This window comes from Shewanella sp. YLB-07, from assembly GCF_009377275.1.
Map to the genome: position 1 here is coordinate 23,083 of NZ_VOQB01000024.1, position 15,935 is coordinate 39,017.

A 15,935-nucleotide genomic window follows, 5' to 3' on the forward strand; every position below is an offset into this window, starting at 1 on the left:
AAAGGAAATTCAGTTCTGAAATTATACCATTTCTGTTCATAACATCACTGAGCTAAAATTTGGCCATAGAATAATGCTACATCTTGAGAAAAATAATGCGTCGAAATCTGTTACCCATACTCATGTCTATGGTGGTACTAAGTCCATTAGCCATAGATATCTATCTACCCTCTATGCCGGCGATGGCTGCCGAGTTTTCTGTTTCATCGAGTGAAATTCAATCGACCTTAGTGCTGTTCCTATTCGCTATGGGGGTGGGGCAAATTCTCATTGGCCCACTAGCGGATCGTTATGGACGTCGTCCTATAGCTATCTTCGGTATTTTACTCTACATAGCTAGCAGCATATTTGCGGCCATGGCCATGGAGTTTCATTGGTTGCAGTTGGCCAGAGTACTACAGGGGCTAGCGGCCTGTTCAACATCGATCGTGGTCTTCAGTGCGGTGCGAGATTGCTTCACCCCTAAAGAAGGTGCGCGATATTATAGCTATCTCAATGGTGTTATCTGCGTGATCCCTGCATTGGCTCCGACTCTGGGTGGTTTGTTGGCGTTGCAGTTTGGCTGGCGCTCGACCTTCATCTTTATGACGCTCTACGCCATAGTGATGATGTTAGTCGTAGGATACCGTCTACCGGAAACCCGACCAGCTAATACTGTTACCACAGGCCCTCTTTACCGTTGGTCACGTTACAAGCCTGTACTGAGTGAGCCCCATTTCATGTTCTATGCATTATGTTGCATGGCTGGAATGGCGGCGATTTTGAGTTATGTTTCCTATGCGCCAGTTTGGTTAATCGAGCACTTGGGCATGTCAGAGCTGGCCTTCAGCGGGCTGTTTGGTCTCAATGCTGCCGTCAATATAGCTGCCTGTTTCCTGGCTCCTATGGTGATAAATAAGTTAGGCAATCGTCCTACTGTTATCCTGGCACTGAGAATCATGTTGCTATCGGCAGTGTCGCAGGTTCTGGTTCAGATCTGGGGGCCACAAGCAGGGCTGGCAGCGGCATTTAGCTTTATGCTGCCTATGATGCTGCTCTGTATCGGTTTTGCCCTACTGCTTGGCCCTGCAACGAGCATGGCTCTGTCGGCATTCGGCGAGCGAGCCGGAACAGCAACGGCCATGCTTGGATTCATTCAGATGAGTGGCGCCTCTCTATTGGCCGGACTTGTACAACAAACGGATCTGACGGCTCCCTATGCAGTTGCGCTGGTGATGGGGGGGTTAGCTATTATGTTATTAGTTATGTTGGCCATACCGCGTTTAGATCATTGGCATCAGGAGCAGCATGCGCACTAGGAGAAGTGTCTAGGTTCTAGGAATTAGGAACGAACTTGTATCAAGCAACACCCTTTGCCCGCCGACTGCTAACCACAGGAGACGGGCTTTTTTTTGTACATGGACCTTTCTTTAAAACTGTTATCCAAGCATGCCATGGATGGCATAGGAGGGGATTTGTATCGGGTTCAAGATACAGTTTATATCTCATGTCGGTTACACTAGTGTTTCTATATATTAATTGAAATAAGAGAGCCCAGTGGCCCGCCCTATTTGCCCTAAATGTCATTACCCCTTGAAGGCTTGTCTCTGCGAGAGTATCGAGCCGATGCATGCCTCGACTGAGTTGGTTGTGTTGCAAGATCCAAGTGAAGTGGGTCATGCCAAGAATAGCGTGCGCTTGTTATCTCTGGTTATCCCGGAGACGCAAGTCTTAGTTGGTGAGGGGCCTGATGATTTTTCGCAACTGCGCCAATATCTCGATGCCTGTACTAAGCCTGTCTATCTTGTTTACCCCTCCGATAAGAGCAAGAATGCCGAGGAGGAGAGATTCGATGATGAGGTTATCTTGCTGCTGCTCGATGGCACTTGGAGGAAGGCCTATAAGTTATTGCAGCTTAATCCTTGGTTACTTAAGTACCCTTCCTTGCATCTGGATCTGCAGTCAGGATCGAATTATACCATTCGTAAGGCGAGCCGCAGTGATAGCCTCTCGACATTGGAGGCGACGGCCATGGTGCTCAAGGCCATAGAGCCCAAATTAAGTGTGACTCCTTTAACGCGTGCATTGAGTGCCATGGTGAATCAACGCCTTAACTCTATGCCTGCGAGTGTGCGAAAGCGTTACGAGTAATACCGATTGATATAATAAGCTTCTTTATTTGTTAGGGCCGACAGCATCTTTTTATAACAGTCTTGGCCTATGAAAAATTATCAGAGGTAAAGGTATCAGCTGTCTTAGGGTGACCAAAAAAATATCCCTGACCGAAGCCTTTTCCCATCTGTTCCAATATCTCTTTCTGTTGCTTGGTTTCTATGCCTTCCACCACAAAACTGATATCTAGGGCTTGAGCTAGCTGGATCATCGCCTGACAAAGCTGTTTCCCTTGTGGTTCACTGAGCCTACGTGCAAATCCTGCATCTATTTTCAAGCTGTCGATCGGTAGGCTGCCGAGTTTGCTGAGGGAGGATAGACCTGCACCAAAGTCATCGATTGCAATGCTAACACCTAGATTTTTTAATAGGCAGAGAGTGTTCTGAACTCTCTCTGGTTGTCTCAAAAGTGCCGATTCAGTGATCTCTAGTACCAGAGCCTCTGCGGGCAGCGAGCTTATTGTTAAGGCTTGGCTGACGTGCTCGACAAAGTCTGGGTGTTCCAGTTGCATGGGTGAGACATTGACACAGACCTTGAGGTCGGGAGCGTGCTGTTTACGCCACTCTGCTATTTGCTGACAAGCTTGCTTGAGTACCCATTGGCCTATGGTGACCAGTAGGCCGGTTTCTTCCAGTAATGGCACAAAGTCGCAGGCTTTGATAACTTCACCATTACTCTTTTGCCAGCGCAGTAGTGCTTCGGCACCGATAACGGTATTGCACTCTAAATTAACGATCACCTGATAGGCTAACTTAAACTGTTTTAGGCTGTGAGCATGCCGTAGCTCGCTGAGTAGGATGAGTTTTTTCTCTGCTTCTTCATGCATCCAAGCATCATAAAACAGCACGTGTTGTGGGCTTTTCTTGGCACTGTACATAGCTGTATCGGCTAGACTGAGTAGCTTGGAGGCTTGATCGCTGTGCTCTGGAAACAGGGCTATGCCTATGCTGGTGCCCAGATAAAACTTCTGATCGTTAATTTCGAACGGGGCATCGAACAGCGTCATTATCTGCTTTGAAAATGCTTCAATCTCACCTCTATCTTGACAACCCTGTATGACTAAGGTGAATTCATCACCGCCCAGACGAGCTATTTCGGCCTTATCTATACAGCTTGCCTCTAACCTGGCCGAGACCAGTTGTAATACTTTGTCTCCGGTGGCATGACCAAAACAATCATTGATGTTCTTGAAACCGTTGAGGTCGAGAAACATCAAGGCGCCGATTTCATTTGGATTGTCTTTGATCTCTTGCAGGGCTTGATTGAGCAATAATTTTAAGTGAAATCGATTGGGTAAGCCTGTGAGTGCATCATACATAGCTTGCTCGGTTAGCTTAGCTTCCAATTTTTTCTTGGCACTGATGTCACTGAAGATGGTGACATAATAGATGTTTCCATCTGCGGATATTTTCCGGCAACTCTTCCATGCCGGAAACTCTGAACCATCGGATCTTTGTTTCCAGACTTCCCCCTGCCAGCTGCCACGCTCTTCTAAGGTGTTGTTGTATTTCTCCTCTTCGGCTGGCGTATGTTTCCGCATAACGATGAGTTCTGTATTCTTCAGTAGCAGTTGATCTGCGCTATAGCCACAGATGCGACACATGGCTTTATTAACGGCAATGATTTGGTGTTTTTCATTGGTGATATAAACAGCTTCGGCGCTGTCTTCCAAGGTGATAGACATCAGCTCTTTGGGTAAGGCGTCGAAGCCATTTCCTGTAATTGTCCTGGCTCTGTTACGTCTGTTGGTTGCAATGAACTGTGCCAAGACAACTGTTTCGCCCCCTAAGTCAAATGGGAAGAGAGCGACTCTGGTTGGCAGCTCTGTTCCTTGTTGGCTCAGATGAAGCCAGTCAAATTCGATGACATCACCTGCGATGGCTTGGCGGATCATCTCCTGAGAATATTCGACACTATTTCGTCCGGAAGATTGAATTCGAGGCGAAAAGTCATAAGGAGTAGCATTGACGAAGTTGTCAGCTTGAGTTTGAAAATACTTAAGCGTGGCCAGATTAGCCGCGATAAAGCGATAACCTTTGATTATGGCTAATGGAGATGAATCAGCTTGCTGTAGCCAAGACTCAAGCTTCACGGATAAGCTTGGCCTATCTGAAGTTAGCTTAGATAATAGATGAGGCCATTGGTCCATTCCTTTACTCCCTTGTCCCATATCCCTGTTTATCGTTTAGGTGTTAATTCAGTTAAAAATGCATTGTATCTATTAGCACAAGATTACAGCAGGATTAAAAATAACCTTATTTCCTCAGTTACTCAAACTTGAAATGCATTTTTATAATATATAACCGATATTTAGATGATTTCCCCCTGCATTTTTTGCTAGGACTTAAGGTTAAGATACAGTTTAAATCGTACTCTGCTCTTGGGGGAGAGCTTAGAGGAGTTTATTTTCGATCATTTAGGGGCTAGTTTATTTCTTATTCGGCATAAAGATTCGACGCCCTAGATCCATTGCTCTGTTGTGAGCTGCCTACAATAGAGGTAACCGAGAGACTTCCCCTTAAAAACCTGCGCCAAGCCAGAATAAATGTCGATAAGGAGTTCGCTTTCAACCGGGCTATCTGTTTTCCAAGCCTCTATCTAGGGGGTAATTTATTGCGTTTTGGTATGAAAGCCATCAAGCTTATGTTCAGCAAAATGATAATACCGATATGCCTGATTTATATGCTCTCAAGGAGGAGTGAATGATATCTAATAGAAGTTACCGTTTCAGTCTGAAAGCCTGTGTATTTGGGGCGGCTTGTTTATTTCCCTCAACTTTCTCCATGGCATCAGACACTCAAAGTTTGTCTCAAAAAGCCGATGCGGCACGTGAACAGTCCCAAAAATTGGAGCTCGAACAGTTACAAAAAGCCAGGGATGCAGCGGGCGAAACACAAGCGCGAGAGAAAAAAATCTACAAAAAAATGCAACCAAATGACTGGGAAGCCGAACAGAGAGTTAAGGCGAAAAAGCAATTTGTTGAGCGCGAGTCTCGCGAGGGAAAATACCTTAGAGAGGCGAGGGAAGCGGCCTCAAAAGAACGGAAAATACCAAAACCTTTTTAAAGCTAGCTGAGTAAAATGTACTTATTCAGACTGTTTTAGCAAGTGATTGAGAATCACTTTTTGTACAAAAATCTCAGCCTCACTCTGGGGGCTGTTTATGATAAACCCATATTGGAGCTGTTCTTTGTCATGTTCGATTCCAATTGCATTCTTAACTGTGATCGACATGGATAAAGTTTCCATGTCTGGCATGATTTTAACCTGAAGCAGGTAGTTGCCTTCCTTTTCTATTGTGTCATTATTTTTGCAGACAAAGGCCCCACCCTTGATTGATATATCGCTTAAATTTCCATGTGCCAGAGGCTTAGCCTCAGCGCTATTTCCGCTTGCTTCACTAGATGCAGGCCTGAGTAACGATTCAACATTTATAGAGATTCTAGAGTGTTGTCTAAGCGCTACTTTTTGTATCTCCTTAGGATAGTCTACAAGCAACCATCGTCCTGAACCGTTGATGAGTTTTTGGATACAGGTTTTAAAGGCAATCACATTAGCATCGGGTTCATCAGTTTTGACAATGCGTATGATGACTCCCTGATCTTGAACAATAAAGTCACTAGCCTGTTGCCAAAGCTTGTCAGAGCCAAGGGCCAATATTATGGATACATGTGGATCTACACCGACAAGCCTAGTTCGTAATCGTATAGGCTGAGTTGGGGTTAGGATCTGAATATGCACCTCAGTATTACAGGCAATATTATCTAGATAAGAAAATTCGTAAGCTTGTGATTGAGGCACTTGTTACTCTCCATTTTTCTATTTAAACCATAGCGTATAACTTTGAATTGATGTTTTTTTTTGGCTATAAAACCATTTTTAGAACCAATAAAAATTAGAAGTGTAAGGGTGTGGTCACGCCTGTTCGCTTGAAATTACAGCGTTTTTAGTTTCTTATACAGGGAGATTTCAGGAAGAAAAATAAGGCGTAGATAGGGGAATAATATGCTAAGAATTAAAAATTTTATTTTGTTCGTTAGGTTTTCATTAGCTGCATTTTTTACGTGCTCGGTTTTATCAGTTGTTCATGCAAAGGAGCTGATAGATACCAAGAGTTTGGCTCAAGAGGTTGAGAGTGAAGTGATATCTTGGCGACGAGATCTTCATCAGTACCCAGAGCTCTCAAATCGGGAGTTTCGAACCAGTAAGATAATTGAGAAGCACTTAATCTCCTTAGGATTAGATGTTAGAACCGATATCGCTCATACAGGCGTTGTTGGCATTCTTAAAGGAGGTAACTCAGGTCCTCTGATTGCGCTTCGCGCAGATATGGATGCTCTGCCTGTGAAAGAGGAGGTAGATCTTTCTTTTGCATCTAAGGCGATAGATACCTATCGCGGACAGAAAGTAGGGGTGATGCATGCCTGTGGCCATGACACTCACGTCGCTATCTTAATGGGGGTGGCTCAGAGTCTGGTTAAGGTCAAAGAGCACTTACATGGTGATGTGATGTTCATCTTTCAGCCTGCTGAGGAAGGAGCACCAAGCGGTGAAGAGGGGGGGGCCGAACTTATGCTGAAAGAAGGATTATTTTCAGAGAGGAAGCCTGAACAGATATTCGGTCTACATGTCACCTCCAGCATGCCTACTGGCATGATAGGTTTGCGATCCGGGCCAGCAATGGCTAGTGAAGATTCTTTTACTATCACCGTTAGCGGCAAGCAAACTCACGGCTCCCGTCCCTGGAATGGAGTAGATCCAATTGTGGCAGCGGCGCAGATCATTAATGGTGTACAGACTATCATAAGTCGACAAGTGGATGTGACAGCTGCACCAGCTGTCGTGAGCTTTGGTGCAATAAATGGTGGCATTCGTTCGAATATCATCCCCGATAAGGTGGAGCTCATCGGTACCATAAGAACCTTCGATCAAGATATGAGAGCCGATATAAAGAAGCGTTTAGCAAATACTGCCTCATTGATAGCCGAGAGTATGGGGGCTAGCGCTAGGACAGTGATACAGCAAGGCTATCCCGTCACAGTCAATGACCCTGAGCTAGTGCAGAAGATGGAGCCTGTTTTACTTGGCGTGGTCGGGGAGAAAATGTTGATAGAACCGGGTTTGATCACTGGGGCTGAAGACTTTTCCTATTATGCGTTAGAAACACCTGGCATGTTCTTTTTCCTCGGGGTAACACCTGCAGGGACAGATTATAAGATTGCTCCAAGTAATCATTCTCCGCGTTTTTATGTCGACGAGAGTGCGTTTGTCATAGGTGTGGAAGCATTGACTCAGTTAGCAGTGACATCACTTAGATAAGATTCAGGTCATTGTTATTTTTTGTAGTATGTTATTTACAATTTGTTTCTGTTTATTTACTCGGTCACAGTTGAATTTTAACGATTTTTAGCATTATATGTTCGACCAAACGTGTCATTCATATCGAGTCGGGATAAATAACTGGCTTTATGGGATGCATCAGAGAGTCGAACCGTTCGATTAAACATAAAAAAAGGGAGCGAAAAATGATTCGCAAAATCTTAGGGCTGGTACTGATGTTAGGGGCCTTGGTCTCAACAACAGTGCAAGCGACCCAAGCCGAAGATATTAAGAGTTTTACTCTGGATAACGGCATGAAAATTATGGTGTTGGAAGATTCATCGATTCCAAATGCCAACATGTATCTGTTTTGGAAAGTAGGGTCTCGTAATGAAGTGCCGGGTATCACAGGGATCTCTCATTTCTTCGAGCATATGATGTTTAATGGTGCTAAGAAGTACGGCCCTAAGATGTTTGACCGTACAATGGAAGCGGCTGGTGGAGCTAACAACGCCTATACCACAGAAAATCTGACTGTCTACACAGATTGGTTTCCTGCCAATGCATTAGAGACCATCTTCGATCTGGAAGCCGATCGTATCGGGCACCTGGATATCGATGCCAAAATGGTGGAGAGCGAGCGTGGTGTTGTGGCCTCTGAGCGTACAACTGGTTTGGAAAATTCAAACTGGCGTACTCTGCAGGAAGAGCTAAAAGGCATTGCATTTAGGGCTCATCCATACAGCTGGTCTGTGATTGGTCATGAGTCAGACATTACAGCCTGGACCTTGGACGATTTGGTGCAGTATCACAAGACCTATTATGCGCCCAATAATGCTGTGGTTGTCATTGCTGGAGATGTGAAGTTCAACGAAGTAAAAGCGTTAGCCAATAAATATTTCGCTCCTATTCCGGCGCAGGCGTCTCCAAGAGAAGTGAAAACGGTTGAGCCTCTGCAAAAAGGTGAGCGTCGAACTTATATTCAAAAGGCTTCGGTAAGCACACCTAATGTCATGCTTGCCTACCATGTGCCTTCGACATCACATGAAGACTACTATGCGCTGGACTTGCTCTCCTCAGTGCTTAGTGAGGGTAATAGCTCTCGTCTGTATCAATCCTTAGTGGAGAAGCAAGTTGCCATCGAAGTTGAAACTTACCTGCCGATGACAATCGATCCAAATCTCTTTTATGTGATGGGTGTCGCCAACCCAGGAATCACTGCCGTCGAACTTGAGAAAGGCATGATTAGCGAGATCAATCGCATTGCCCGTGAAGGTGTGACCGAGAAGGAGTTGGAGAAGGTCAAAAATATCAAGTTGATGAATTTCTATCGCTCCATGGAGACTATCAATGGTAAGGCCAACACGGTTGGTACCTACGAGCTGTATTTTGGTAGTTTCGACAAACTGTTTAATGCTCCTGAAGCTTACAACAAGGTTACACCTGCAGATCTTCAGCGTGTGGCACAAACTTATCTACGTCGTGCAAACCGTAGTGTCGCCGTGCTGGCAGCAACAGAGGAGACAGATGAATGAATACGTTAACTCATCTCACTAAGCGTTCAAATAAGCTGATAACAGCTATCACTCTGGGCAGTGTATTAGCACTTTCGGCTTGTGCTTCAACTCAGACCAGTACCAGCGTCGATACTGGCAGTTTCAGCATGCCAGCCTATGAATACTTGGTCCTGGATAATGGTCTGACTATATATCTGATGCCTCAAAGAGAAGTGCCTTTGGTGACTGTCAGTGCTGTGGTGCGGGCTGGTTCGGTAAATGATACGACTTCAGGTGTGGCTGCAATGACGGCTCAAAGCCTGTTACTGGGCGCCGCTGGAAAATCTAAGGCCGAGATAGAGCAGATGGTAGATTTCCTTGGTGCCTCTATCTATGCCGATGCGGGCAAAGAGGGTAGCTATATCGGTGCCGACTTCATGGCTAAAGATAGCGATACTATGTTGCCTCTCATCAAGAGTCTGCTTTTATCACCAAACTTTGATGCCAACGAATTCGATAAATTGCGTCAACGTGAGATTGCCGGATTGTCTCAGGCTAAAGAGAGCCCCCGATCTGTGATCAGTCGCTATTTCGACAAACTCGTCTTCGGTGCACACCCATACGGTAATGCTACCTCTGGCACCAGCGAGTCTTTAGCCGAGCTAAATATTTCACAGCTGAGAGCATTTCATAAGAGCTATTACCAGCCGAGGAACACGGCCATCAGTGTGGTTGGTGACTTCGATGCTGAACAGATGAAAGCCGAACTTAGTCAGCTGTTCGGTCAGTGGCAGAATGGCGAAAAAGTCGTGGCACTAAATCTGAAGGCGCACCAGCCTGAGCTTTCGTCTGCGAACGTCTTATTAGTCGATAAGAGTGATGCCATAGAAACCACCTTTCTGATTGGCGGTAAGGGTATCTCACGGGATAACCCAGACTATGTGGGCTTGAAAGTGGTCAATACTATCTTAGGTGGCCGTTTTACCTCTTGGCTCAATGATGAGTTAAGGGTTAATGCCGGACTGACCTATGGCGCTCGCTCTGGATTTGTTGCTTACTCTCAGGGCGGTGTATTTAGAATTAGTACCTTTACCAAGACTTCTACGACCAAAGAGACTATCGATCTGGCATTGAAAACTTATGCCAGGCTGTGGGAAACGGGCATAGACCAACTAACGCTAGATTCTGCCAAGGCCTATGTCAAAGGCCAATTTCCGCCTAAGTTTGAAACCAGTGGCCAGCTTGCAGGTTTGCTATCCGATATGTACCTCTATGGCTTCGATGATGGCTTTATCAATGATTTTCAAGCTAAAGTGGACGGTTTAACTTTGGCCGAGACTCAGAGATTGGTCAGCACTTACTTCCCGCAGCAGAATCTGCAGTTTGTCATCATAGGTAATGCCGAGAAGATAGCGCTTATTGCGGCCGAGTATGGCGAAGTTACCAGCTTAGACATCAAAGCCGTTGGTTTTGGAGGATAGCAAGTTAGTCTAATAAGCTTTAGGGCTAGAGTCCTAAAGCGTTTCTTGCTGCAGCTTTGTTTGCTCTGTCCTACACTTGATGCTTATAAGGTATTAAGACCAGGAGGGTCGAGATGGCAATAAGTAATGCAGGGACTAGCAAGCTTAAGATGGAACTGCCTTTAAGTGATGCCGATGTCGATTGGTGTCATATTCAAGAGACCACCAAGGTGCTGTTGTTGGCTATGGCGCAGATAGAACTATCTTTGAGCGATGGCGAGCATAATGTGACCTCATTAGGTGCCTTGTTCACCGATATGGCCATGCATCTGGAAGGGATGAATAGCTACCTGACTCAAGTCGAAGGCACGCCGTTTGAAGTATTATCTCATGGTGAAAACCTAGCAACAGCCGTTAACGAAGGGGTCGTCGCGTTCCAGTTCTACGATCGTGTTTCCCAACGTTTGCAACACGTGATCATGGGGCTGGCATTGATGGAAGAGGTGCTTAGCAGCCAGAAGCAAAGGATTTCCCCCGAGTCGTGGAAAAAGCTCCAAGAAGAGATAGAGGGGAGTTATTCACTTGATTGTGAGAGAAAAATGTTCAATCTTGTACTGCAAGGAGTCCCGGTACACGAAGCCTTGAAGCTTTATAAGGATCAGCATCAAGTTACCCTCAAAGATGATATCGAGTTATTTTAGAAAGAGTATCGTTTCATGTGCGATAGCCTTGTGGGTATTTATGCCTATTTCATCCTGGGCAGAGAAGGCTCATTTCGGTGATTTTTGCACGGCACTTGCGGGTCATTGGCAGGGCAGTGCAGCGAAACTGAAGCAACAGCCTATGCAGACTTCAGTTCAGGCTATCTGTTCTGCAGATCAACAACAGTTATTAGTCTCAGTCAGTCGTAATGCAAATCATAATTTCAGTGAAACCTGGTGGTTCAGGCGCAGAGGTGAGTCTACTTTTCTCATTTACTTCGATGGAGTCAATGAGGACAAGTCTCAAAGCTTTAGCCTATACCGCCAATATGGCAGCTATACCTTGTTGGGAGAGGGGGAGTTGAATAAACGCCCCGCATTGATCCAACTCAGGTTTGAGCCTAAAGATAATGGCTGGCTCTGGTTGCAGAATGTTCAATATCTGGATGACGATACCGATCGTTATCTCTTCTATCGAGGCATCGAGATGGTGCGAGTATCCCTGCAAGAAGAAAATTAGACTCTATGTTACGAGCTAGATAATTTCTATTAGCTGGAACTCGCATACTTTGTCACAAGGCTTATAACGCCCCTTCGAAGCCGATTTGACGCCAGGCTTCATAGCTGATGATGGCGACGGCATTGGAGAGGTTAAGGCTTCTGCTTGTTCCCGCCATGGGGATCTTGAGTCTCTGGCTCGTTGGCAAAGATTCGATGATTTCTATGGGAAGTCCGCGTGTTTCCGGCCCAAATAAGAGTACATCTCCCTTCTCGAAGCTGAGTTCGCTATGAGGGCGACTCCCTTTAGTCGTGCAGGCCATGATGCGCCTTCCTTTCATTGCTACGAGGAAGCTTGCATAGTCTTTATAGCGGGTGATGCAGGTGAGATCGGCATAATCTAATCCCGCACGGCGTAGTTTCTTCTCTTCGAGATCGAATCCTAATGGTTCAATTAAATGTAGCTGGCAACCATTGTTGGCGCACAGGCGTATGATGTTACCTGTATTGGGAGCGATTTCGGGCTCATAGAGTGCGATATGAAACATGCTGATCTGCCTAAATAATAATGAAGTGAGATTATGACATAAAGCAGGCAAGAAAAAATCCCCGCAGTGGGTGAGCTCCGTCTTGTTTCTCGGTCGCTAGAGTATACGCCAGGCCTGGTTTCTGTTTATATTCTGGAGTGAAAAATCAGCATTAAAACAATGCATCGTGGGTGTGAGGAAGTGTATGGATCTGGTCAAATTATCCCGTATCAGCATGAAACATCTGATTACTTTACATGTGATGTTAGATACCTTGAGTGTCACAGCTGCCGCGGAGCGACTCTGTCTAAGCCCTTCATCCGTCAGTAAAACCTTAAGTCAGCTGCGCGGTAATTTGGGGGACGATCTTTTCTATCGCCATGGTAACAAGCTGGTGGCGACACCTCTGGCGCGTAGGTTGGGACCGAGTGTACAGCAGATGATCTATGATATGGAGCAGCTGTTGAGCCAAGACCAATTCGATCCTTCCAGCTGTGAGACGCGCTTTTCACTGGCCATGCGTGAGAGTACCTTCGAACTGCTGGCGGCTAAATTGAGTGCCCATGTGCTTGCCTTGGCACCCAATATCAGGCTGGATATCAGTACCAAGGACAGTGTCGGTTTCGATGGTCTGATCGCAGGCTCGCTGGATTTTATCATCTTGCCCCACGATCTCAGTCAGCCGCCAGTCCCAAGGCATGAGCTGGTGTGGAAAACCTTGTTTCAGGATGAGATGGTATGTCTGATGAATCCAGATCATTTCTTAGCAGAGAGGGGGCGAGGAGAGTTGAGTCTGGATGACTATCTCAGTTACGGTCATATCGGCATCACCGACGGCGATCTGAATATTCCCTTCTTTGAGATGCAGCTGGCACAGCTGCAATGCCGCAGAAAAGTCAGTATCTCACTGCCAGACTTTGGTAGCGCAGCCTTGATGTGTCACCATTCAGAACTGCTCTTTACCTGCTCTCGTCGCTGGGCCGAGATGGCGCTACAGGCCAAGGGGCTAGTTAACCGAACCCTGCCCTTCGATTATGGCGAAGTGGCCTATAGTCTGGTGTGGCATAGTGCGGCTATGAAAGATCCCGCCCAACGTTGGCTCTATGAGCAGATATTGGTGTGCAGCGAGACAGAATAACAAATTTAGACTAAGGAATGACTAGGGATAGCTAAATAAAAAACTCATAGGTAGGCGGAAGGTAAGACTAAAGAGGTTATTCCGAGTCGAGTGAGTCCCTCGGCCAGAGCCGTCATATCCGCTTCACTGCAGGTTTGCCATTCTAGTGCCTCTCCCTTTACACCATGATGCCTAAAGGCATTGAGTCTGATCTTAGTCGAACTCGGCAGCCGCCGCAGATACCCAGCCAGGGCCGTTATTTCTGAGTCGAAGTCAGATTTTCCCGGAATGTGTAGTAGCCTGACTTCATATAACTTACCCCAGCTGGCCAGTAGCTCAATAGAGCGAAACACCCTGTGGTTATCCCGGCCCGTCAGCCATTTATGGGTTTCTGTCTGCCAGGCTTTAAGATCGACCATGGCGCCATCCAAATAAGGTAATAGCTTGTGCCAGCCCGACTCACTTAGGCTGCCGTTGGTGTCCAACATACAGCTAAGGTGTTGCAGCTCTGGGCTGGATCTTAAGGCTGAAAACAGGCCTACAATGAACATGAGTTGCAGACTGGCTTCGCCGCCGGAGACTGTGACTCCTGTGATAAAAGGGCTATTTTTTCGAATAACAGTCAAGAGCTGGGTCACTGTGTATTGGCAGGTCTTAGAGCTTGCCTGTTTCGGGCATGCCTCCAGACATGCATCGCATTCGATGCACAGATCTTTGTCCCAATGAATAACGCTTGCTCCATAGCTCTCACGCAATGACAGGGCCTGAGCTGGACAGGAGGGGATGCATAGGCCACAACTATCACAATTACCTATGGTGTGAGGGTTGTGGCAGGACTTGCAGTCAAAATTACACCCCTGGAGGAAGATGACCAGTCTATTGCCGGGGCCGTCGACACAGGAGAAGTTCAATATCTTAGAGACGGTTGCGCTTCTCTCATTTTTTATCTGCTGGACAGGATCCCCACAGGCTTGCTCTAGGACTCGTAGCAAGGCGCTTGCTCATGACTGGTGACTCTGGGCTTACGATCTAAGATGCCGGTATTGGCCGCTGCTTCTGCACCTAGGCCCGTGGTATTGGTACGCGAACCTCCTTGCTTAAAGGCGGCGATATCTGACAGCTTGATCATGTAGCCTGTTACCCTGACCAAATCATTAGAGGCCACATTAGCGGTGAACTCACGCAGTCCCAGACTCAAGGCTCCCTTGCATAGCTGGTACATGGCTTGTGGATTCGATTTCACCGTCTCATCGATAGTCAGTATCTCGCTGATCCCGGATGAGTAATACTGGTGATGCTCGGCCAAGGCCTGAATATGGGTAACAGGGTCCGGCTCGGTGCCATAGGGTATGCGCACTCCTGGGGTGACGTCCTTATCCAGACTGATACCGCCCTGAGCGTGCAGCAGCGCTCGGCCACGGTATCCGTAGGTTACAGGTGTCGATTTTACTATTTTGTCCAGTGCCGCAGATATGCGATAGCCAAGTTCATTGGCGGTCTCACAGTGACCGTATGATTTAGATGATGCCTTGGTCTCACCCAGCAGGCAGTTCACTGCCTCCGCCATGCCATAGATACCGAACATGGGAGCAAATCTCGTCTCCAGGATCAGGCCCTCTTCGACCAGGAAGCTGGTGAAGAAGTGTGACTCTTCATGGAGATAGCGACTTCTGGCCTGGATCAATTCATACATGAGTTGGCTATAATAGGGCAAGGTATTGGTGAAGAAGTCCTGAGTGTCTATGGCGAGCATTGCCACTTGCTTGAGGTTGAGACGAACCAGAGTGTTGGCCCCACCCGTCAGCGGCAGTGAGTTGTAGCAGCTGACTATGCCGAAACCTGAGTCGTCAAAAGTCTGAGCATGTATCGGGTAATTGGCGATATGGGGCTTGCTGCACTCGCAGATGTTGTCGGTTGCCTGCTGCAGCAGCTTATCGGGTGTGGTGTCTGGATCGTACATAAAGGTGAGGTTGGGAGCGACCTGCTTCAGTTCGGCGTCAACACGCAAAATAGTGCGGCAGATGATGTTATCTGACGGGCCTATGTTCACATGCATAAAAGCATCGGGCAAGGTGCGATCCAGCATGATCCAGAATAGCCTCAGCTTGTTATAGATAGTTTCATCATCCAGCTTGGCCACATAGGGCATCAGCAACTCATCTAATTGACCCAAGTAGACTGGGATGTTGGTCACCGAAGGCACATGGTGATAGATGATGGTTAAGGCATTGATGGCCTCATCAAGATTACGTGCCGGCTCCAGCTCCAGGTATTTTGAGCCTTGAGCCAGGTACTTAGCGTAGTCGGGCAGTACATAGCGAGGCTTAAAGGGGGCATGGCCCTCGAACATGTCGCAGATGATCCCCGAGTCCATCGCCTGTCTGACGGCGCTCGAGACTTGAGGATATGGCAGGCTGGCTTCGGCCTCCAGGGCCAGATAATTCGATTTCTGTTTTGGCGTTAGGCTGGTGTCGGTCACTATACGACTGAATGTGTCTTGGGAAGTCATCTGCATTATCCATATATGAATGATACTGACTAAATTACTCCCTAAGCTCATTGGCCAACAGTGAAAAACCCTGCAGCGTCTGTTTCCAAAATGGAAAATCGATGCCTCAAGTCACAGTTTTCCCCTGAGACAGTCTGCCTCAGGGGAGTCGACTCCCC

14 protein-coding genes are annotated in these 15,935 nt (G+C 46.8%); 9 read left to right on the plus strand and 5 right to left on the minus strand.

All coding sequences use genetic code 11. The features are described 5' to 3' along the window. The first annotated feature begins 95 nt into the window (after positions 1-95). The gene (locus FS373_RS30260; RefSeq protein ID WP_152831414.1) at positions 96-1,298 is read left to right on the plus strand and encodes a multidrug effflux MFS transporter; all 1,203 of its coding nucleotides are present in this window, start codon (positions 96-98) and stop codon (positions 1,296-1,298) included. Positions 1,299-1,536: 238 nt separating this feature from the next. Next, positions 1,537-2,130 (plus strand): tRNA-uridine aminocarboxypropyltransferase, encoded by a 594-nt coding sequence (locus FS373_RS30265; RefSeq protein WP_144044509.1) that lies wholly within the window; start codon positions 1,537-1,539, stop codon positions 2,128-2,130. Positions 2,131-2,197: 67 nt separating this feature from the next. On the opposite strand, the gene FS373_RS30270 is transcribed toward FS373_RS30265, so the two are convergent. Next, positions 2,198-4,300: a putative bifunctional diguanylate cyclase/phosphodiesterase gene (locus FS373_RS30270; RefSeq protein ID WP_152831416.1), complete on the minus strand. Its 2,103-nt coding sequence runs from the start codon at positions 4,298-4,300 to the stop codon at positions 2,198-2,200. Positions 4,301-4,934: 634 nt separating this feature from the next. On the opposite strand from FS373_RS30270, the gene FS373_RS30275 reads away from it, so the two are divergent. Beyond that, positions 4,935-5,216, plus strand: a complete 282-nt coding sequence (locus tag FS373_RS30275) for a hypothetical protein (RefSeq protein ID WP_227993422.1) — start codon at positions 4,935-4,937, stop codon at positions 5,214-5,216. A 21-nt stretch (positions 5,217-5,237) separates the two neighbouring features. On the opposite strand, the gene FS373_RS30280 is transcribed toward FS373_RS30275, so the two are convergent. Continuing rightward, positions 5,238-5,951: a flagellar brake domain-containing protein gene (locus tag FS373_RS30280; protein ID WP_144044512.1), complete on the minus strand. Its 714-nt coding sequence runs from the start codon at positions 5,949-5,951 to the stop codon at positions 5,238-5,240. A gap of 204 nt (positions 5,952-6,155) precedes the next feature. Between FS373_RS30280 and FS373_RS30285 the strand changes: the two genes are divergently transcribed. The 5 genes from FS373_RS30285 to FS373_RS30305 all read left to right on the plus strand — a co-directional run bounded on the left by FS373_RS30285 (position 6,156) and on the right by FS373_RS30305 (position 11,646). Further along, positions 6,156-7,469, plus strand: coding sequence for an amidohydrolase (locus FS373_RS30285; RefSeq protein ID WP_152831418.1), 1,314 nt, complete (start codon positions 6,156-6,158; stop codon positions 7,467-7,469). 206 nt (positions 7,470-7,675) lie between these two features. Next, positions 7,676-9,004 carry a M16 family metallopeptidase gene (locus FS373_RS30290; protein ID WP_144044513.1) on the plus strand — a complete coding sequence of 443 codons (1,329 nt, stop codon included), beginning with the start codon at positions 7,676-7,678 and terminating at the stop codon, positions 9,002-9,004. After that, on the plus strand, positions 9,001-10,446 hold the full coding sequence (locus FS373_RS30295; protein WP_144044514.1) for a M16 family metallopeptidase: 1,446 nt from the start codon (positions 9,001-9,003) through the stop codon (positions 10,444-10,446). Before FS373_RS30290 ends, FS373_RS30295 begins: the two co-directional genes overlap by 4 nt. Before the next feature lie 113 nt (positions 10,447-10,559). Beyond that, a complete protein-coding gene (locus FS373_RS30300; RefSeq protein WP_144044515.1) occupies positions 10,560-11,126 on the plus strand; it encodes a hypothetical protein in 567 nt (188 codons plus the stop codon). Between the two features lie 40 nt (positions 11,127-11,166). Beyond that, a complete protein-coding gene (locus FS373_RS30305; protein WP_227993415.1) occupies positions 11,167-11,646 on the plus strand; it encodes a hypothetical protein in 480 nt (159 codons plus the stop codon). Positions 11,647-11,707: 61 nt separating this feature from the next. Here the strand turns inward: FS373_RS30305 and FS373_RS30310 are convergent, their stop codons facing one another. Further along, the gene (locus tag FS373_RS30310) at positions 11,708-12,172 is read right to left on the minus strand and encodes a tRNA (cytidine(34)-2'-O)-methyltransferase (protein WP_152831420.1); all 465 of its coding nucleotides are present in this window, start codon (positions 12,170-12,172) and stop codon (positions 11,708-11,710) included. Between the two features lie 184 nt (positions 12,173-12,356). Here FS373_RS30310 and FS373_RS30315 point away from each other — a divergent pair, with 184 nt between their 5' ends. Continuing rightward, a complete protein-coding gene (locus FS373_RS30315) occupies positions 12,357-13,289 on the plus strand; it encodes a LysR family transcriptional regulator (protein ID WP_152831421.1) in 933 nt (310 codons plus the stop codon). Between the two features lie 44 nt (positions 13,290-13,333). Here the strand turns inward: FS373_RS30315 and FS373_RS30320 are convergent, their stop codons facing one another. Next, positions 13,334-14,260 carry a YjjW family glycine radical enzyme activase gene (locus FS373_RS30320; RefSeq protein WP_152831423.1) on the minus strand — a complete coding sequence of 309 codons (927 nt, stop codon included), beginning with the start codon at positions 14,258-14,260 and terminating at the stop codon, positions 13,334-13,336. Next, positions 14,245-15,777 carry a YjjI family glycine radical enzyme gene (locus FS373_RS30325; protein ID WP_152831425.1) on the minus strand — a complete coding sequence of 511 codons (1,533 nt, stop codon included), beginning with the start codon at positions 15,775-15,777 and terminating at the stop codon, positions 14,245-14,247. Before FS373_RS30325 ends, FS373_RS30320 begins: the two co-directional genes overlap by 16 nt. Between the last annotated feature and the right edge of the window lie 158 nt (positions 15,778-15,935).